The organism is Subtercola sp. YIM 133946 (assembly GCF_036553535.1).
Classification (GTDB): domain Bacteria; phylum Actinomycetota; class Actinomycetes; order Actinomycetales; family Microbacteriaceae; genus Subtercola.
On sequence record NZ_JAZHPE010000011.1, the window covers coordinates 130,152 to 149,513 of the forward strand.

The window sequence follows — 19,362 nt, forward strand, 5'->3', positions numbered from 1 at the left end:
GCGCTGGTCGAGTAGCGCGCCGCAGGCACGCGTATCGAAACCGCCGCGCTGGTCGAGTAGCGCGCCCCAGGCACGCGTATCGAAACCGCTGCGCCGGTCGAGTAGCGCGCCCCAGGCACGCCGCGCTGGTTGAGTAGCGCGCCGCAGGCACGCGTATCGAAACCCCTGCGCTCGAGGGTTTCGATACGCGACGCTTCGCGCCGCTACTCAACCAGCGATGCCAGCGGGGTCAGCGCTTGCGCTTCTCGCGCACGCGCATGTTGACGTTCACGGGGCTGCCCTCAAAGCCCCAGATCTCGCGCAGACGGCGCGTGATGTAGCGGCGGTAGCCCGGGTCGAGAAAGCCCGTGGTGAAGAGCACGAAGGTCGGCGGGCGGGAACTCGCCTGGGTGCCGAACAGAATGCGCGGCTGCTTTCCGCCGCGCACCGGGTGCGGATGCTCGGCGGTCAGCTCGGCCAGGAACGCGTTGAACTTTCCGGTCGGAATGCGTGTGTCCCACGACTCGAGCGCCAGCTCGAGGGCCGGAACCAGCTTCTCCATGTGTCGCCCGGTCTTCGCCGAGATGTTCACCCGCGGCGCCCATGACACGTGCGCGAGGTCTTGCTCGATCTCGCGCTCGAGGTAGCGACGGCGTTCGTCGTCGAGCAGATCCCACTTGTTGAAGGCCAGCACCAGTGCGCGACCCGATTCGAGCACGAGGTCGATGATGCGAACATCCTGCTCGCTCACCGGCTGCGACACGTCGATCATCACGACCGCGACCTCGGCCTTCTCGAGTGCGGCCGAGGTGCGCAGCGACGCGTAGAAGTCGGCGCCCTGCTGCAGGTGCACCCGGCGGCGGATGCCCGCGGTGTCGACGAAGCGCCAGATCTTGCCCGCGATCTCGACCTGCTCGTCGACCGGGTCGCGCGTAGTGCCGGCGAGCTCGTTGACGACCACGCGCTCCTCGCCCGCCGCTCGGTTCAGCAGCGACGACTTGCCCACGTTCGGGCGGCCGAGGATGGCAACGCGGCGCGGACCGCCGACCTCCTGCTTCGCCACGGCAGACACCTCGGGCAGCACCCGCATGATCTGGTCGAGCAGGTCGGCGACCCCCCGGCCGTGCAGAGCCGAGACGGGGTACGGGTTGCCGAGACCGAGCGACCAGAGCGAAGCGGCGTTCGGCTCCTGCCGCACGTCGTCGATCTTGTTCGCAGCGACGAAGACGGGGCGCTTGGTCTTGCGCAGCATGCGCACCACGTGCTCGTCGGTCGCGGTCGGCCCCACGTTCGCGTCGACGACGAACAGCACGGCGTCGGCCAGCTCGATGGCGATCTCGGCCTGGGCGGCGACCGAGGCGTCGATGCCCCGGGCATCCGGCTCCCAGCCGCCGGTGTCGACGATCGTGAAGTGGCGGCCGGCCCACTCGGCCTTGTAGTTGACACGGTCGCGGGTCACGCCGGGGGTGTCTTCGACCACGGCCTCGCGGCGGCCGATGATGCGGTTGACAAGTGCCGACTTGCCCACGTTCGGTCGCCCGACGATGGCCAGCACAGGCAGGGCGGGCAGGTAGGTGATCGCGTCGGGATCGTCGGTCGCGGCATCCAGGATCGCGAGGTCGTCGTCGCCCAGGTCGTAGTCGGCGAGACCGGTGCGCAACGCCTCGGCGCGACGGGCCGACAGGTCTTCGTCGAGGTCGGAGAGCCGCTCGACGAGCGCGCCCGACACCTCGGAGATGTCATCGTAGTCGCCGTCGGTGTCACGATCGGCGTTGTGGATGTTAACCATGGATAGTCCTCAGCAGTGCACGTTGTACAACATCGACCACCGCTGAAACGGTCTGGCCGAAGTCGAGTTCGGTGGAATCGACGGTGGTGACACCGTCTGCGGCGTTCATGAAGTCGACGACCCGGGAGTCAGCCCGGTCTCGTGATCGCAGCTGTTCACCGACGACGGCGGCCGACTGATCGACGAGTTCTTTCGAACGCCTGCCCATTCTAGCCTCTTCTGATGCCGTGAGCAGGATCCGTGCGGTAGCATCCGGCGCCACCACGGTGGTGATGTCTCGCCCCTCGACCACGATGCCGGGCTGGCTGGCCGCCTCGACCATGCTGCGGAACAGCGCGGTGAGGTGCGCCCGCACCTCGGGCAGCCGCGCCACGAGGCTCACCTCGCTTGTCACCCACGGTTCACGGATGGCCGCAGTGACGTCGTCGGGCCCGACCCGCACGTAGTAGTCGTCGGGGTCGACCCCGAGATCGAGGTCGAACTCAGACAGCGAGCCGATCACCACGGCGGGGTCGCCCGCGTCGAGGCCGCGGTCGAGCTGCAGCCAGGCGAGCGCACGGTAGGCGGCACCGGTGTCGAGGTAGGCATACCCCAGCCGGCGCGCCGCCTCCTTGCTGACACTCGATTTGCCGCTGCCGGCCGGCCCGTCGATCGCGACGACTGTCTCTGCCACTATGCAATCCGCCATCCGCGTTCGGTCAACCAGGTCGTGAGGTGCCCGAGGCGTTCAGGCAGAACGGCGATCTCGGCGAAACCGATCTGCGCACCGGGCGAGTGTTCGAGCCGCAGGTCTTCGAGGTTCACGTCGGCGGCGCCGATCTCGGCGAACAGCCGGGCCAGTTCGCCCGGCCGGTCGTCTACCATCACCACCAGCTGCGAGTAGCGCCGGTCGAGCCCGTGCTTGCCCGGAATGCGCGCGACACCGGCGTTGCCGCCCGCGAGCTCCTCGGCCAGCCGACGGCTCGCACCGACGGCCTCGGGCGCCTCAAGCGTCTCGATGACCCGGTCGAGATCGTCGCGATACTGCCTCAGGATGCTCGCCACGGGCGCCGCGTTCGCACCGAGTATCTGAACCCACAGCTGCGGGTCGCTCGCCGCCACCCGTGTCACGTCGCGAATGCCCTGACCGGCGAGGTTCACGGCGGCGCTCGGGGCGTCGATGAGCCGCCTCGCCATCAGGCTCGACACCACCTGGGGAACATGCGACACCAGGGCGACACTGCGGTCGTGGTCTTCGGGGGTCATCTCGACGAGGGTGGCGCCGAGGTCGAGAATGAGGTCGTCGATGGCGCTGCCACGCTGGTACGAGATGCCGTCGTGGGCGGCCACCACCCACGGTCGACCCAGAAAGAGGTCGGCACGGCCCGAGAGTGGTCCGCCGCGTTCGGCGCCGGCGAGCGGATGCGTGCCCACGTAGCGAGACACGTCGGCCCCCGAGGCGCGCAGTTCGTGCAGCGGCGCGAGTTTCACGCTGGCCACGTCGGTCACGATCGCGTGCGGGTACGCCTCGAGCTCGGCCGCGACGACCCGGGCGGTCACGTCGGGCGGAACGCACACCACGATCAGCTGTGGTGCGTCATCCGGCTGCTCGACGCGGCCCGCGCCGTAGTCGACGGCGATACTGAGGTGGGTGGGCGACGCGTCGGCGAGAATCACGTCGAGCCCCCGCTCACGAAGGCCCAGCCCGATGCTCGTGCCGAGCAGCCCCACACCGACGACACGAACGGGCCCGATCAGACGGCTCTCAGCCACGGTCGCCGCCCTTCGCGTCGCGCGACAGGGTCAGCAGGGCGCCGAGCTCGTCACGGGTCAGGTCGCGCAGCTCGCCCGCCGCAAGAGTTCCGAGGTGCAGCGGGCCGAACTGCCGCCGAACGAGCTCCACGACCGGGTGGCCCACTTCTTCGAGCATCCGGCGCACGATGCGGTTGCGCCCCGAGTGCAGCGTCACCTCGACGAGGCTGTGGCCCGCCGAGCTGTCGAGCAGGCGGGCCTTGTCGGCCACGATCGGGCCGTCGTCGAGCTCGACGCCCTTGGTCAGGCGTGCGATGGTCTGCGGCGCCACACGGCCTTCGACCTGCGCGATGTAGGTCTTCATGACGCCGAACGAGGGATGCGCCAGAACGTGCGCGAGCTCACCGTCGTTGGTCAGGATGAGCAGGCCCGAGGTCTCGGCGTCGAGCCTGCCGACGTTGAACAGTCGCTCGTCGAACTGGGCGGTGTAGCGCGAGAGGTCGGGTCGGCCGTGCTGGTCGGCGAGCGAGCTGACGATGCCCACCGGTTTGTTGAGCATCACGTAGCGCTTGGTGGTGTCGAGCTGCACGGCGGTGTTGTCTACGGCCACCCTGTCGTTCTCGGGGTCGATGCGGCGGCCGAGCTCACGCACGACCTCGCCGTTCACGCGCACACGCCCGGCGGTGATCAGCTCTTCAGAAACGCGGCGCGAGGCCACGCCCGCCGCAGCGAGCACCTTCTGCAGGCGAACGCCCTCGGGGGCGTTGCCTGGGGCGCTGTCACGGGCGTTGCCACTGGCCTTGTCGCGGGCACCATCACGCCCGCCGTCACGGGCGCCATTGCGCCCGTCAATGGAACTGGTCATCAAAACCCTCCGCACCATCGGCTAGGAGTGGTGAAATTCTGGGAAGCTCGTCGAGCGAGTTGAGGCCGAGCTGCGTGAGAAGCAGGTCGGTGGTTCCATAATAAATGGCCCCGGTTTCGCCATCGGTCGAGACCTCGGTGATCAACCCCCTGCCGAGCAGTGTGCGCACCACCGAATCGACGTTCACGGCGCGAATCGACGCGATGGCGCTGCGCGTGATCGGCTGCTTGTAGGCGATCACCGACAGCGTCTCGAGCGCGGCCTGCGAGAGCTTCGACGGGTTCTCGGTGAGCACGAAGTCGCGCACCACCTGGTCGTAGTCGCTGCGCACATAGAGCCGCCAGCCACCGGCCACCTCGCGCAGCTCGAAGCCGCGGCGAACCGATCCGCCCACCCCGTCGTAGTCGTCGACCAGGCGCTCGATGGTCTGCCGCACGGCCGCCACCGGGCGACCGAGGGTCGTCGCGAGCGTCACCAGCCCCTGCGGTTCGTCGGCGACCATGAAGATCGCCTCCAGGGCGCGCTCTAGGTCGAGCTGCTGGCGGGCATCCGGTGCCTCTTCGATGAGTTCAGTTGTCATAGTCGGCCCCCAGGTTCGAGAGATTTTCGTCAGACCAGTTCTCGGCGCTCCAGCGGATCGTCAGCTCGCCCAGGGGCTCGAGCTGCTCGAACGAGATAGCCGCGTGCCGGTACAGCTCGAGCACGGCGAGAAACCGCGCCACGACGATGCCCCTCGAGGCGATGCCCTCGATCAGCCGCCGAAACGACACCGGCTCGCCCGAGCGCAGCGCCGATACCACATGCGCGGCCTGCTCGCGGATGCTCACCAGCGGTGCGTGCAGATGCTCGAGCCCCACCACCGGCACCTCGCGCGCGGTCAGCGCCAGCACTGCGAGCGCGGCGAAGTCGTCGGGGCTGAGGGTCCAGACCAGCTCGGGAACCTGCTGCCGGAACTTCTCCTCCAGCCGCACCGCCCGGGCGTTGCGCCGCCCCTCCTCGTCGAAGTTCGAGGCGAACCACGCCGACACCTGTTTGAACGCCCGGTACTGCAGCAGCCGGGCGAACAGCAGGTCACGCGCCTCGAGCAGCGCCACGTCTTCGGCGTCGACGAGCTCGCCCTGCGGCAGCAGCCCGACGATCTTCAGGTCGAGCAGCGTCGCCGCCACCACGAGGAACTCGGATGCCCGGTCGAGCTCCTCCTCGCTGTCGAGGTCTCTGAGGTAGCTGATGAACTCGTCGGTCACCGCACTCAACGCGATGTCGGTGATGTCGACCTCGTGCTTCGAGATGAGCGACAGCAGAAGGTCGAAGGGCCCCTCGAAGTTCGACAGGCTCAGCGAGAATCCCGGCGCTGTGGGCACCGCCTCGACGGCCTGCAGCTGAGGTCTAGGCGACCGCGCCACGGAAGACCAGTTCGCGCGCCAGCTGACGGTACGCCTGGGCGGCCGGATGATCGGGGGCGAACTGCGTGATCGGCGTGCCCGACACGCTCGCGTCAGGAAACTTGATCGTGCGGCCGATGACCGTCTCGAGCACCTCGGGGCCGAACTGCTCCACCACGCGCTGCATGACCTCGCGCGAGTGCAGCGTGCGCGAGTCGTACATCGTGGCGAGAATACCGTCGAGCTTGATCGCGGGGTTCAGCCGGTCGCGCACCTTGTCGATCGTCTCGACGAGCAGCGCGACACCGCGAAGGGCGAAGAACTCGCACTCGAGCGGAATCAGCACCCCGTGACTGGCGGTCAGGGCGTTCACGGTCAGCAGGCCGAGCGACGGCTGGCAGTCGATGAGAATCACGTCGTACTCGTCGCTCACCTTGCGCAGCACCCGCGCCAGGATCGTCTCGCGGGCCACCTCGTTGATGAGGTGCACCTCGGCCGCAGACAGGTCGATGTTCGCCGGAATCACGTCGAAGTTCGGCACGCTCGTCGACTGGATGACCGCGTGCGGGTCTTTCTCGGTACCGAGCAGCAGGTCGTAGATGGTCAGCGCATCGTGCGTGTTCACACCGAGCCCCGCCGACAGCGCGCCCTGCGGGTCGAAGTCGATGGCGAGCACCCGCCGGCCATCTTCGGCCAGGGTCGCACCCAGGTTGACGGTGGTGGTGGTCTTGCCCACGCCGCCCTTCTGGTTGCACAACGAGATGATGCGGGCGGGGCCGTGGGCGGTCAGGGGCGGCGGGGCGGGGAACACCCGGAATGGCCGGCCGGTGGGGCCCAGAACGGGCGCCTCGAGCCCCGGAAGTTCAGAAGCAGTGTCGCTCTTTCGTGCCATTCGGCGTTGCTCCTCACTAACCCCGACCTCTCCCAGGGCGGGTGCCACAATCCTACCGTCGCACTCTGCCTGTGCCTCGTAGGCGATCAGCGTGGCTCCGAGGGCACTGCGTTCTCTCATACAATTTCGGGTATGTCTAAAGTGCTCAGCTCCCTTCCCGTCGGCGAACGCGTCGGCATCGCCTTCTCCGGCGGCCTCGACACCTCGTGCGCCGTCGCCTGGATGCGGGAGAAGGGCGCCGTGCCCTGCACCTACACGGCCGACATCGGCCAGTACGACGAGCCCGACATCGACTCGGTTCCGGGTCGCGCGCTCGAGTACGGCGCCGAGGTCGCCCGCCTGGTCGACGCGAAGGCCGCCCTCGTCGAAGAGGGGCTGGTCGCGCTGCAGTGCGGCGCCTTCCACATCCGCTCGGGCGGCAAGACGTATTTCAACACCACCCCGCTCGGCCGGGCCGTCACCGGCACCATGCTCGTGCGCGCCATGAAAGACGACGGGGTCGACATCTGGGGCGACGGCAGCACCTACAAGGGCAACGACATCGAGCGCTTCTACCGCTACGGCCTGCTCGCCAATCCCCGCCTGCGCGTCTACAAGCCCTGGCTCGACGCCGACTTCGTGGGCGAGCTCGGCGGCCGCACCGAGATGAGCGAGTGGCTCGTCGCCCGCGGCTTCCCCTACCGCGACGCCACCGAGAAGGCTTACAGCACCGACGCCAACATCTGGGGAGCCACCCACGAGGCCAAACTGCTCGAACAGCTGAGCTCGGGCCTCGACCTCGTCGAGCCGATCATGGGCGTCGCCGCCTGGCGCGACGACGTGGCGGTCGAGACCGAAGAGGTCACCGTCACGTTCGACGCCGGCCGCCCCGTCGCCATCAACGGCACCGAATTCGCGGATGCTGTGGCCCTCGTTCTCGAAGCGAACACCATCGGCGGCCGGCACGGCCTCGGCGTCTCCGACCAGATCGAGAACCGCATCATCGAGGCCAAGAGCCGCGGGGTGTACGAAGCCCCCGGAATGGCCCTGCTGCACATCGCCTACGAACGGCTGCTGAACGCCGTCCACAACGAAGACACGGTGGCGAACTACCACAACGAGGGCCGCCGCCTCGGGCGCCTGATGTACGAGGGGCGCTGGCTCGACCCGCAGTCGCTGATGCTGCGGGAGTCCATCCAGCGCTGGGTCGGTTCGGCGGTCTCGGGTTCGGTCACACTGCGGCTGCGTCGCGGCGACGACTACACGATCCTCAACACCACGGGCCCCGCCCTCAGCTACCACCCCGGCAAGCTCTCGATGGAGCGGGTCGGCGACGCCGCCTTCGGCCCGGGCGACCGCATCGGCCAGCTCACCATGCGCAACCTCGACATCGCCGACTCCCGCGCCCGCCTCGAGCAGTACGCGGCGGCCGGCATCATCGGCGGCGCCACCGCCGACCTCGTGGGCGCCCTCGACCCGGGCGAATCCGAGCTCATCCTCAACCCCACCAAGCACACCGACCCCGCCACCGACGAGCTCGAGCGCGCCACCGACGCCGCCTCCGAGGGCGCCGCCTTCGACGCCGGCACCGACTGAGCGTGCCTCCGGGTGCGCGGCCGCCCCGGCGCGCAGCGCGGATGCGCCAACGGATCCACTCATTTCGCGCAGAAGCACGTTCTGGGGGCTGTTTTCATGCTCCTGCGCAGAGTCGAAGCGTCGAAGCGTCGAAGCGTCGAACGACGGTCAGCGGGCGCGGGGGTGGGCCGTCTGGTACATGTCGCGCAGGGTGTCGGCCGTGACCTGGGTGTAGATCTGGGTGGTCGTCACCGAGGCGTGGCCGAGCAGATCCTGCACCACCCGCACGTCGGCTCCGCCGGCGATCAGGTGCGTCGCGAACGAGTGCCGAAACGTGTGGGGCGAGATGTGCGCCTCGAGCCCGGCACGTTTGGCGGCGGCCTGGATGATCAGCCACGCCCCCTGCCGACTCAACCGGTCTCCACGCAGCCCCAGGAACAGGGCCGGCGTCGAGCGCCCCCGCGCCGAGTACAGCGGCCGCACCCGCACCAGGTACGCATCGAGCGCCGCCCGCGCGAAGCTCCCCACCGGCACCACCCGCTGCTTGCTGCCCTTGCCGAGCACTCGCACGAAGTCGGAGTCGGCCGGAACATCGTCGACGTTCAGCGACACCACCTCCGACACTCGGCACCCGGTGGCGTACAGCAGTTCGAGCAGGGCGCGGTCACGCAGAGCCCCCGGATCGTCTCCCCCGGTCGCCTCGAGCAGCGCCGTCATCTGCTCGATCGAGATGGCCTTCGGCAGGCGACTGCCGAGCTTCGGCGGCTTCACTTCGCGCGCGGCATTGACCGGAGCCTGCCCCTCTTCGGCCAGAAACCGGTGCAGCCCCCGCACCGACGAGACGATGCGGGCCACCGATGAGGCGGCGAGCGGCGCCGAGACGCCGGTCTGGGCATCCGGTGTCTCTGCGGCCAGCTGCCGGGTGAAAGCTCCGATCTGCCCTTCGCCGACGTCAGCGAACGACGTGACACCGTTCGACTCGAGCCAGGCCTCATAGCGCCCGAGATCGCGCCGGTACGCCGCGAGCGTGTTCGCTGACAACCCGCGCTCGATGGTGAGGTGCCGCAGGTACCCGTCGACGAGCGAATGGATGCCCGCCGAACCCCGCACCACCGCACTCATCCCCGTGCGATCGAGCTCTGCCGCGTCGCCGCCGATGCCGCCCGCAGCGCACTCACGGGTGCAGGCGCCGGTACTCCGGCCACGGCTCGTCGGCCGGCTTCAGCGACGCCCAGCCGCCCTCGCGCGAGGCCCGGGCGGCAAGCGAGGCGATGACGAGCGACGGGTTCTGCAGCGCGCCGGCCAGCACCCCCGCCACGATGTCGTCGAGGGCCACCCAGCGCAGCTTCATGTCGGCCTCTTCGTCTTCGCGGTCGAAGGGCTCGTCGGTGGCGTGCAGCCCGCGCGCCAGGTAGATGCGAATGAGCTCGTTGTTGCCGCCAGGGGTGGTCGCGTAGTCGATCAGCACGTTCCACGTGTCGGCCCGCAGGTCGACCTCTTCTGCGAGCTCACGCTGCGCCGCCACCAGGAAGTCTTCGCCCGACACGTCGAGCAGCCCCGCGGGGATCTCCCACTCCCGCGATCGGATGGGGTGCCGGTACTGCTGGATGAGCAGCACGCGGTCGTCGTCGTCGATCGCCATCACGGCGACGGCGCCCGGGTGGTCGACGAACTCGCGCAGCGTGTCTTTGCCGTTGTAGTCGAACGTCTCGCTGCGAACATCCCAGATCTTGCCGGCGAACACCACCTCGCTGCGGCTCACCGTCAGGTCGACCGCCTCGTCGCTCGGCGCATCGGCGACCCCGCCGGCCGCCGCGTCGGAATTCGATACGTCGGTCATCTCAGGCCTCCGCCGCGAACAGCCGGCTGGCTTCCTGCCGTTCGAGCGCGGCCACGATCAGCCCGTCGAACAACGGATGCGCGCGGTTCGGCCGCGAGCGCAGCTCGGGGTGCGCCTGCGTTCCGACGTAGTACGGGTGAACATCCCGAGGCAGCTCGACGAACTCCACGAGGTGGTCGTCGGGCGACGTGCCCGAGAACCAGAGCCCGGCGTCGGCGATCTGGCCGCGATAGTTGTTGTTGACCTCGTAGCGGTGACGGTGCCGCTCTTCGATGGTCGGCGCGTCGTAGAGCTCTTCGACGAGCGATCCGGGGGCGAGCTTGGCCTCGTACAGGCCCAGGCGCATCGTGCCGCCGAGGTCGCCACCCGCGATGATGTCGACCTGCTCGGCCATCGTGGCGATGACCGGGAACGGAGTGTCGGGGTTGAACTCGCTCGACGAGGCGTCGTCGAGCCCGACCACGTTGCGGGCGTACTCGATCACCATGCACTGCAGGCCGAGGCACAGACCGAGGCTCGGAATACCGTTCTCCCGTGCGAAGCGCAGAGCGCCGAGCTTACCCTCGATGCCCCGAACGCCGAAGCCGCCCGGCACGCAGATGCCGTCGATGTCGCCGAGCTCGCGGGCCGCCATCTCGGGCGTCTCGCAGTTGTCTGACGCGATCCACTTCAGTTTGACCTTGGTGCGGTGGGCGAACCCGCCCGCACGCAGCGCCTCGGTCACCGAGAGGTAGGCGTCGGGCAGGTCGATGTACTTGCCGACCAGGCCGATCGTCACCTCGTGCTTCGGTTCGTGCACGGCAGCGAGCAGCGGCGCCCAGCCCGACCAGTCGACCTCGTCGGCGGGCAGCTCGAAGTGGTCGATGATGTACGCATCGAGGCCCTGGTCGTGCAGCATCGTCGGAATGTCGTAGATGCTCGGCACGTCGATCGCATTCACCACCGCGTCTTCGTCGACGTCGCACATCAGCGCGATCTTGCGCTTGTTGGAGTCGGAGACGGGGCGGTCGCTGCGCAGCACGAGCGCGTCGGGCTGGATGCCGATCGAACGCAGCGCGGCGACGGAGTGCTGCGTGGGCTTCGTCTTCTGCTCGCCCGAGGCGTTCATGAACGGCACCAGCGACACGTGCACGAAGAACACGTTGCGGCGGCCGAGCTCGTGCCGCACCTGGCGGGCCGACTCGAGGAACGGCTGCGACTCGATGTCGCCGACGGTGCCGCCGATCTCGGTGATGATCACGTCGGGCGCGTCGTCGCCCTGCGCCTGCAGGCGCATACGCCGCTTGATCTCGTCGGTGATGTGCGGAATCACCTGCACGGTGTCGCCGAGGTACTCGCCGCGACGCTCTTTGGCGATGACGGTCGAGTAGATCTGGCCGGTCGTGACGTTCGCGGCCTGGTTCAGGTTGATGTCGAGAAAGCGCTCGTAGTGGCCGATGTCGAGGTCGGTCTCGGCCCCGTCGTCGGTCACGAACACCTCGCCGTGCTGAAACGGATTCATCGTTCCCGGGTCGACGTTCAGGTACGGGTCGAGCTTCTGCATGACGACGTGCAGCCCTCGGGCGGTCAGAAGATTGCCGAGACTCGCGGCGGTCAGCCCCTTGCCGAGGCTGGAGACGACACCGCCCGTGACGAAGATGTGCTTCGTGAGTTTTCTCTTCGCGCCGGTCATTGGGGCTCCGGCGATCGGGGCGGGCAGGGACTCGTTTTGATGATCATCCACGGAGTTCCACTCTAACAGTAGCCACGGCCCCGCCTACCGCTGCGACCCGGCGAAGGCCCTGCGTTTGACGTTCACGAGGATGAACGCGATCGGCGCCGCGCAGAGCACCGTGATCGACGCCGCCATGAACACCGACGAGTAGCCGCTCACCAGGCTCGGCAACGGGTTCTGGCTCGGGTTCGCGATCACGTACGCCGCCACGGCAGAGCTGTAGATGGCGGTGAACACCGCCGTGCCGATCGACCCACCGATCTGCTGCGTCGCCGTCACCGCAGCGCTGCCGACCCCCGAATCTCGAGCCTCGATGCCCGAGAGCGCGACATTCTGCATCGGCACGAACACCATCGCGAGCCCGAGGCCGAGCAGTATCTGGCCCGGCAGAATCTGCACGAAGTACTCGTTCTCGACCGTCAGGTGGCTGAGCCAGAACAACCCGCCGGCCGCGAACACCGGCCCGATGGTCATCAGGATGCGCGGGCCCACCTTCGGCAGAATGCGCGACACGATCGTGGCACCCGCGATGATCGACGCCGTCATGGGCAGAGACGACAACCCCGAGTGCAGCGGGGTGAACTTGAGCACGATCTGAAAGTACAGCGTCAGGTACAGCAGGCCGCCGAGCAGAGCCGCTCCGACGAGCAGCGAGGTGATGTACGCCCCGCCGCGCACTCGGTTCGCCACCACCCGCAGCGGCAGCAACGGGTTCGAGACGCGCCCCTCGACGAGCACGAACACGACGAGCAGCGCCACGCCGAGGGCGAGAAAGCCGATGGTGTCGAGGCGATCCCAGCCGAGGCTGGCCCGCGAGAAGCCGTAGACGATCGAGCCGAGGCCCAGCGTCACGAGCAGAGCGCCCGGAACGTCGTATCGGGTGTCGCCGTCGGCCTTGCTCTCGGTCAGAATGGGAATGGCCATCGCGATCGCCACGATGGCGATCGGCACGTTGACCAGCAGGCACCAGTGCCAACTGAAGTACTCGGTCAGCACGCCGCCGAGCACGAGCCCGATCGCAGCCCCGCCGCCCGCGATGGTGCCGTACACCGCGAACGCCTTGGCGCGGTCGGGCCCCTTCGGAAACGTGACGTTCAGCATGGCGAGGGCCGCCGGCGCGAGCAGGGCGGCGAACACCCCCTGCGCTCCCCGGGCCGCGAGCAGCATGCCGCCCGTGGTCGCCAGGCCGCCGATGCCCGAGGCCAGGGCGAAGCCGGCCATCCCGACGATGAACGAGCGCTTGCGGCCCCAGTAGTCGGCGATGCGGCCGCCGAGCAGCAGCAGCGATCCGAAGGCGAGCGCGTACAGCGTCACCACCCAGCTGCGATCGGAGTCAGACATGCCGAGCGCCGCCTGGGCATCGGGCAGCGCGACGTTGACGATGGTGCCGTCGAGCACCACCGTGAGCTGTGCGAGGGCGATGATGACGAGGGCGAGCCATTTGCTGCGCGCCGGCCTCGGCGTCGCCTGCGACGTTCCGCTCGTTCGTACCGGCAGTGCTGAGTCAGACATCGCAACCCCCGAGCGCTCGTTTCGTCTCACGCTAGCGTGCCCGTGCCCGATCACGAAGTCAGGTGCCCCTGCTCCGGGCGCAACGCCGGATGCCCGCTCCGCCGAATCGCGTGCGGCGAGCCTGCTACGCCCCCGCCGCCAGCTCGATCAGCTCCCGCGCGTGCGCCAGGCCGCTCTCCGAGTCGGGCAGCCCTGACAGCAGCCGGGCCATCTCGGCCACCCGCGCCTCACCCACGAGCTGTTGCACGCTGCTCGCCGTCACGGCGCCATCCGAATCCTTCACGACCGACAGGTGGTTCGTGGCGAAGGCCGCCACCTGCGCCAGGTGCGTCACGACGATCACCTGGGCATCCTGAGCGAGCCGGGCGAGCCGCCGGCCGATCTCGATGGCCGATGCTCCACCCACCCCTGCGTCGACCTCGTCGAACACGAAGGTCGGCACGGGGTCGGTCTCGGCCAGCACCACCTCGATGGCGAGCATGATGCGCGACAGCTCGCCGCCCGACGCCCCGCGCCCGAGCGGCCGCGGCTCGGCGCCCTGGTGCGCCGACAGCAGAAACTGCACCGTGTCGCGGCCGGTGGCCGTGAGTTCCTCGACCGGCGTCACCTCGACGACGAGGTTCGCCCCGCCCATGGCGAGCGCCGCCAGCTCTGACGACACGAGGGCCGCCAGACGCCCCGCCGCCTCACTGCGTGCCGCGCTGAGGTCGGCAGCAAGGGCATCCACCACCGCCGCGCGCTCGGCGACGGCGTCGGTCAGCTCTTCGATACGGTCGGAGTCGTTGTCGAGCTCGATCAGCCGGGGGCCGGCCGCCTCGAAGTACGCGATCACGTCGTCGAGCGTCGGCCCGAACTTGCGGGCCAGCACACTGAGCTCGGCCCGGCGCTCCTGCACCTCGTCGAGTTCTGCCCCGCCGTCGGTGTCGAGTTCGGCCAGATAGCTCGACAACTGCGTCGAGATCTCTGCGACCAGAAACGAGGCACTCGCGAGCGATTCGACGATCTCGTCGAGCGCAGAGTCGTGCGACCGCACCCGCTCGAGCTGCCGCAGGGCACTGTCGAGCAGGCTCACGGTGTCGGGCATGCCGTCGATCTCGTCGCTCGACACGGCCTCGCGTGCCGCCGTCGCCGCCACGCGCAGGTCTTCGAGGTTGGTCAGGCGGTTCGCACGCTCGGCGAGCGTGACGTCTTCGCCGGGCTGCGGGCCCAGTGCCTCGATCTCGGTCACCGCGACGCGCAGGCTCTCTGCCTCGCGCAGCCGCTCATCACGCTGCGACACCAGCGTCTGCAGCTCGCCCTGCAGGTCGTGCCACGCGCCGAAGGCCGCACTGTAGGCCGCGAAGGTCGTCGCGAAGCCCGGCCCGGCGAACCGGTCGAGTGCGAGCCTCTGCTCAGTGGATGATCGAAGCCTCAGCTGGTCGGACTGCCCGTGCACCACCACCAGCCGCTCGCCGAGCTCGGCCAGAACCCCGACCGGAGCGCTGCGGCCGCCCACGATGGCCCGGCTGCGCCCCTCACTCGACACCGAGCGCGACAGGATCAGCTCGCCGACCCCACCGGCCTCGGTCGCCGACACCTCGTCGATGTCGCCGCCGGCGTCGCGCACCCGTTCAGACACCGCAGACCCGGTCGGTACCCGCCAGCGCCCCTCGACCCACGCCTGCGAACGCCCCGCACGCACCTGCCCGGCCACCGAGCGCTCACCCATCAGCAGGCCGAGCGCCTGCACCACCATCGTCTTGCCCGCGCCCGTCTCACCGGTCACCGCCGTGAAGCCCGGCCCCAGGGGCAGCACCGCGTCGGCGATCACCCCGAGGTCACGAATCGTGATCTCGTCGATGACCCCACGCAACGCCGTCAACGGCCGCCCCGCACTCGTCGTCGCGGTGCCCCTAACCACCGGTCACCTGCCTGCCCGGCCCCTCGTCGCCCGATCTCACCGGCCCGCGCCATCCGTCGACGGGCAGCGAGAACTTGCGAACCAGCCGGTCGGAGAACGGGCCGTGCGTGAGCCGCGCCAACCGCACCGGAACCTCAGACCTGCGCGCCTGCACCCGGGCGCCGTTCGGCAGGTCGAACCCCCGCCGCCCGTCGCACCAGAGCACGCCGACGCCGGGGGTGCGCTCGAGCAGCTCGACGGCCAGCACCGACTCGGGCCCGATCACCAGCGCCCGCGAGAACAGCGCGTGCGGGCTCAGCGGCACGAACAGCAGCGCATCGAGGCTCGGCCACACGATGGGGCCGCCGGCCGAGAACGAGTAGGCCGTCGAGCCGGTCGGCGTCGCCATCACCACGCCGTCGCAGCCGAAGCTCGACAGCGGCCGCCCGTCGACCTCGATCACCACCTCGATCATCCGTTCGCGGCTCGCCTTCTCGACGGTCGCCTCGTTCAGGGCCCACCCCTCGTAGACCACCTCGCTGCCCACCGTCACCACGATGTCGAGCGTCATGCGTTCTTCGACCGTGTAGTCGCCGTTCAGCACCCGCTCGACCGACGAACCGAGGTCTTCGCGCTCGCTCTCGGCCAGAAACCCCACGTGCCCGAGATTGACCCCGAGCAGCGGCACCGAACAGCCCCGAACCACCTCGGCGGCACGCAGAATGGTGCCGTCGCCGCCGAGCACGATCACCAGCTCGAGATCGCCCAGCTCGACGCCGTCGCCCAGCACGCCCACGATCGACGGGTCGGTGAGCTGGTCGGCGATGTCGGCGAGGTCAGAGCGGTCGAGCACCGGCGTCACCCCCGACGCCGCGAGCTGGTCGCAGACGAGCATCGCGGCCTCGACCGAGTCACGGCGCCCCGTGTGCAGCACGACGAGAAAAAAGCGGGATGTCACGGGGTATGTGCTCCTGAAACGTTGATGACGCGGTCTCTCCATTCTGTCGGATTGCTGCCCTGCCCGGCGCTGAGCCAGACGAGATACTCGTGATTCCCGGCATTTCCGATGACTGGGGAGAAAATGAGCCCCGCCGTCTGCAGGCCGAGGTCGAACCCTGCCCACAGCACCGTCGAGATGGCGTCGGCCCGTAGCCCCGGGTTGCGCACGACGCCCTCACGGATGCCCGACCGCCCTACCTCGAACTGCGGCTTGACCAGCAGAACGAAGTCGGCGTCGCTCGTCGCCACTGCCACCAGCGCGGGCAGCACCTGCGTCAGCGAGATGAACGAGAGGTCGCCCACCACGAGCTGCGGAGCTTCGGCGACACCCGACACCGCGGCGAGGGAGTCGGGCGTGGCGAAGCGCAGGTTGTACCCCTCGACCACGCTGACCCGGGCATCCGTCGCTATGACCGGCGACAACTGCCCGTGCCCCACATCGGCGGCGATCACGTGCCGGGCGCCCCGCTCGAGCAGCACCTGGGTGAAACCGCCGGTCGATGCACCCGCGTCGAGCGCCAGCCGACCCGATACCTCGATGCCGTCGAACGCGTCGAGGGCGGCGACGAGTTTGCCCGCCGCCCGGCTGACGTACGAGTCGTCGCCGTCGACGTGCAGCGCCTGGCCGTCGCGCACCCGCGCCGACGGTTTCACCGTCACCACCCCGTCGATGCTCACGTATCCCTCGGCGATCAGCTGAGCGGCGTGGTTGCGTGATCGGGCGAGGCCGCTCGCGGCCAGCGCCGCGTCGAGCCGGGTCGAGCCCTCATCAGCCACGTGTGGTCGCCTGGTCAGACCCTTCGAGCCGTGTTCTCAACTCGTCATGCACCTGCACGTAGGCGATGGCCCGCGCCTCAAGCGGCTGGACTTCGATCACGCGCAGTCGCGAGAGCAGCGCGTCAGAGACGTCGCCCACCGGTTCGTGCGCCTCATCGCTCGTCATGGCTCAAGGGTACCTCCGGCGTCAGCTGTAGAGCCCCGGCGCCACGTCGAGCCCGTAGATCGGCTGGCCGGATGCCCAGATCACTCCGCTGCCGGCCCGCACCCGATTCACGGCCGAATCGCCCTCCTTGACGATCTCGACTGTGTTGCCGCGGATGCGCACGACCGCCCCGCCGACGGTCGCCACCGTGTTGTCGTGGCTCAGCACCGTCGCGGGATACGGCTCGAACAACCCGCGCAGATCGTCGAGGATGAACGTGGGCCGCGAGTCTCTGTCGGCCGCGAGCAGCTGCTTCGGCCCGTCGATACCCGTCAGCACATGCACCGTAGGGATGCCCGCCCGGTTCGCCCCGATGATGTCGGTGTCGAGACGATCGCCGATGAACAGCGGCGAGTGCGCCTCGAACCGCGCGACGGCCGCGTCGAAGATCGCCTTCTCGGGCTTGCCGCCCACCACCGGAAGCGTACCGACCGCCGTGTGCACGGCCGAGACGAGCGTGCCGTTGCCTGGCGCGACTCCGCCTTCGACCGGAATCGTCCAGTCGGTGTTCGTCGCCACCCACGGAATACCGCGGTGCAGCGCGAAGCTCGCCTGCGCCAGGTCGCGCCAGGACACGTCGGGCGAGAAGCCCTGGATGACCGCCGCGGGCTGATCGGCAGACTTGCGTGTGACCACAAACCCCGCGCGCTCCACCTCGCTCGTGAGTCCCTCGCCACCCACCACCAGAATCGTGGCACCGGCGGGAACCAGGTCGACCAGCAGCTTCACGGCAGCCTGAGGACTCGTCACGACGTCGTGCGGGGCGACCTCGAGGCCGAAGCTCGACAGATGCTCGGCGACCTGCGCGTCTGTTCGCGATGCGTTGTTGGTGATGTAGCCGACACGGATGCCGTCAGCCACCGCCCGGCCGAGAGACTCGACCGCGTGGTCGATCGCATTCGGGCCGGCGTAGACCACACCATCGAGGTCGGCCAGAATGACGTCGATTCCGTCGAGCGGAGTCACCGTCTCAGTCTTTCGACTCGTGAACAGGCCCATCGTTCTCTCCCGCGCTCTCGTCGTCGTTGTCGGCCGTGGTGTGGTCGTGCTCGCTGCCGTGGTCGACGCCACTGCTCACTTCGTCTTCCGGCACACTCACCTCGTCGTCTTCCGGCACACTCACCTCGTCGTCGAGCGGAACGAACTCGACCTCCTCTTCGAACACCTCGATGAGGTCGTCGTCGGCCGAGAGGGCATCGAGCGCGGCTTCGGCCCGCTCGGCGTGAGCGCGCCACTGTGCGGCCTCATCCGGCCGAGCGAGGTCGTCGAGCACCTCGGCGTACGCCCAGAACAGGTCGGGGCTGTAACTGTAGGCGCGCGTCGGGTCGAGCTGGCTTATCTCCAGTTCGGCCAGCGCCAGCTCGGGCTGGCTCTGGTCGAGGCGGGCGCCCGACATGGCGATCGCCACTGCGACCTGCGTGGCCGGCGACAGGGTGCTGCGGTCGACCGAACGGCCGAGCTCGAGGGCACGATCGGGCCGGCCGAGGCCGCGTTCGCTGTCGACCATCAGCGCCAGCTGCTCGTTCGACCCCGAGATGCGCCGGTAGGTGCGCAGCTCACGGATGGCCAGGGCGAAGTCGCCCGTCGCATATGCCGTAATGGCGAGGGTCTCGCGCACCATGGCGATGCGGCCCGCGCGACGCGAGGCCGACAGGGCGTGCTTGTGCGCGAGCTCTGGCTGCTCGTCGATGAGCCGTGCCACCATCACCAGATGTTTGGCAACGCCTTCGGCGTTCTCCTTCGAGAGCGTCTTCAGCTCGTTGTAGGCCACCCGATCGAGTTCTTTCACCGACACATCGTCGGGAATGTCAGGGTCGTCATGGTGCGGGCGAACGGCGCGCAGCTCACGGGCCCGCAACTCCTCGGGGGTCAGACCTTCGTCACGGTATCCGCCGCGGTCGCGCTTGTCGCGCTGCCCAGGGGCTGCACTGCGCGCGGGCTTGCCGTCACTGGTCCACAGCCGACGCTCGCCACCGGACTCTCGCGGCTTGGCATTGCGGGGTCGAGCCGAGCCACTTCGCGGCCCGTCTGATCGCGCCCCGTCGTCACGTCGGCCTGGGCGCTTCTCCCTGTCTGGTGAATCGCTCATGACATTCCTCCTGATTGCTGCGCGCTGTTGAGATATGAGGTTCTGACAACCCAGCCTAGGGCCGGGTTAAATGATTGAGGCCCACCTGGTGGGGTGGGCCTCAATCTTGGAGGTGGGTCCGGCGGTGTCCTACTCTCCCACAAGGTCTCCCTTGC

The 19,362-nt window shown here is 68.9% G+C and carries 18 protein-coding genes; 1 reads left to right on the forward strand and 17 read right to left on the reverse strand.

The window, feature by feature from the left end:
- Positions 1-229: 229 nt before the first annotated feature.
- The 7 genes from der to V3W46_RS02960 are packed head-to-tail and all read right to left on the reverse strand — an operon-like array spanning position 230 to position 6,638.
- Complete coding sequence (gene der, locus V3W46_RS02930; protein WP_331781594.1) at positions 230-1,768, reverse strand: ribosome biogenesis GTPase Der; 1,539 nt, start codon at positions 1,766-1,768, stop codon at positions 230-232.
- Complete coding sequence (gene cmk / locus V3W46_RS02935) at positions 1,761-2,456, reverse strand: (d)CMP kinase (protein WP_443069912.1); 696 nt, start codon at positions 2,454-2,456, stop codon at positions 1,761-1,763. The genes der and cmk overlap by 8 nt, the downstream gene beginning before the upstream one ends.
- Positions 2,441-3,520: a prephenate dehydrogenase gene (locus tag V3W46_RS02940; protein WP_331781596.1), complete on the reverse strand. Its 1,080-nt coding sequence runs from the start codon at positions 3,518-3,520 to the stop codon at positions 2,441-2,443. Before V3W46_RS02940 ends, cmk begins: the two co-directional genes overlap by 16 nt.
- Entirely contained in the window at positions 3,513-4,364 is an 852-nt protein-coding gene (locus tag V3W46_RS02945) for a pseudouridine synthase (protein WP_331781597.1), read from the reverse strand. The genes V3W46_RS02940 and V3W46_RS02945 overlap by 8 nt, the downstream gene beginning before the upstream one ends.
- A complete protein-coding gene (gene scpB / locus V3W46_RS02950; protein ID WP_331781598.1) occupies positions 4,348-4,944 on the reverse strand; it encodes an SMC-Scp complex subunit ScpB in 597 nt (198 codons plus the stop codon). Before scpB ends, V3W46_RS02945 begins: the two co-directional genes overlap by 17 nt.
- Positions 4,934-5,767 carry a segregation and condensation protein A gene (locus V3W46_RS02955; protein ID WP_443069913.1) on the reverse strand — a complete coding sequence of 278 codons (834 nt, stop codon included), beginning with the start codon at positions 5,765-5,767 and terminating at the stop codon, positions 4,934-4,936. The genes scpB and V3W46_RS02955 overlap by 11 nt, the downstream gene beginning before the upstream one ends.
- A complete protein-coding gene (locus V3W46_RS02960) occupies positions 5,751-6,638 on the reverse strand; it encodes a ParA family protein (RefSeq protein WP_331781600.1) in 888 nt (295 codons plus the stop codon). Before V3W46_RS02960 ends, V3W46_RS02955 begins: the two co-directional genes overlap by 17 nt.
- A 132-nt stretch (positions 6,639-6,770) precedes the next feature.
- Here V3W46_RS02960 and argG point away from each other — a divergent pair, with 132 nt between their 5' ends.
- On the forward strand, positions 6,771-8,213 hold the full coding sequence (gene argG / locus V3W46_RS02965) for an argininosuccinate synthase (RefSeq protein WP_331781601.1): 1,443 nt from the start codon (positions 6,771-6,773) through the stop codon (positions 8,211-8,213).
- A 147-nt stretch (positions 8,214-8,360) separates the two neighbouring features.
- Here argG and xerD read toward each other — a convergent pair whose 3' ends face one another.
- The 10 genes from xerD to V3W46_RS03015 form a co-directional block, all read right to left on the reverse strand.
- The gene (gene xerD, locus V3W46_RS02970; RefSeq protein ID WP_331781602.1) at positions 8,361-9,314 is read right to left on the reverse strand and encodes a site-specific tyrosine recombinase XerD; all 954 of its coding nucleotides are present in this window, start codon (positions 9,312-9,314) and stop codon (positions 8,361-8,363) included.
- A 52-nt stretch (positions 9,315-9,366) separates the two neighbouring features.
- Positions 9,367-10,032, reverse strand: coding sequence for an NUDIX hydrolase (locus tag V3W46_RS02975; protein ID WP_331781603.1), 666 nt, complete (start codon positions 10,030-10,032; stop codon positions 9,367-9,369).
- Position 10,033: 1 nt separating this feature from the next.
- Positions 10,034-11,704 carry a CTP synthase gene (locus tag V3W46_RS02980; RefSeq protein WP_331781615.1) on the reverse strand — a complete coding sequence of 557 codons (1,671 nt, stop codon included), beginning with the start codon at positions 11,702-11,704 and terminating at the stop codon, positions 10,034-10,036.
- 84 nt (positions 11,705-11,788) lie between these two features.
- Positions 11,789-13,258, reverse strand: coding sequence for an MFS transporter (locus V3W46_RS02985; protein WP_331781604.1), 1,470 nt, complete (start codon positions 13,256-13,258; stop codon positions 11,789-11,791).
- A 124-nt stretch (positions 13,259-13,382) separates the two neighbouring features.
- Complete coding sequence (recN, locus tag V3W46_RS02990; RefSeq protein ID WP_331781605.1) at positions 13,383-15,158, reverse strand: DNA repair protein RecN; 1,776 nt, start codon at positions 15,156-15,158, stop codon at positions 13,383-13,385.
- Positions 15,151-16,032: an NAD kinase gene (locus V3W46_RS02995; RefSeq protein WP_443069914.1), complete on the reverse strand. Its 882-nt coding sequence runs from the start codon at positions 16,030-16,032 to the stop codon at positions 15,151-15,153. Before V3W46_RS02995 ends, recN begins: the two co-directional genes overlap by 8 nt.
- Positions 16,033-16,091: 59 nt before the next feature.
- Complete coding sequence (locus V3W46_RS03000) at positions 16,092-16,913, reverse strand: TlyA family RNA methyltransferase (RefSeq protein ID WP_331781607.1); 822 nt, start codon at positions 16,911-16,913, stop codon at positions 16,092-16,094.
- Positions 16,906-17,079, reverse strand: coding sequence for a hypothetical protein (locus V3W46_RS03005; protein ID WP_331781608.1), 174 nt, complete (start codon positions 17,077-17,079; stop codon positions 16,906-16,908). The genes V3W46_RS03000 and V3W46_RS03005 overlap by 8 nt, the downstream gene beginning before the upstream one ends.
- A gap of 21 nt (positions 17,080-17,100) precedes the next feature.
- Positions 17,101-18,117 (reverse strand): HAD-IIA family hydrolase, encoded by a 1,017-nt coding sequence (locus tag V3W46_RS03010; protein WP_331781609.1) that lies wholly within the window; start codon positions 18,115-18,117, stop codon positions 17,101-17,103.
- A complete protein-coding gene (locus tag V3W46_RS03015; RefSeq protein WP_331781610.1) occupies positions 18,089-19,207 on the reverse strand; it encodes a hypothetical protein in 1,119 nt (372 codons plus the stop codon). Before V3W46_RS03015 ends, V3W46_RS03010 begins: the two co-directional genes overlap by 29 nt.
- Positions 19,208-19,362 lie beyond the last annotated feature (155 nt).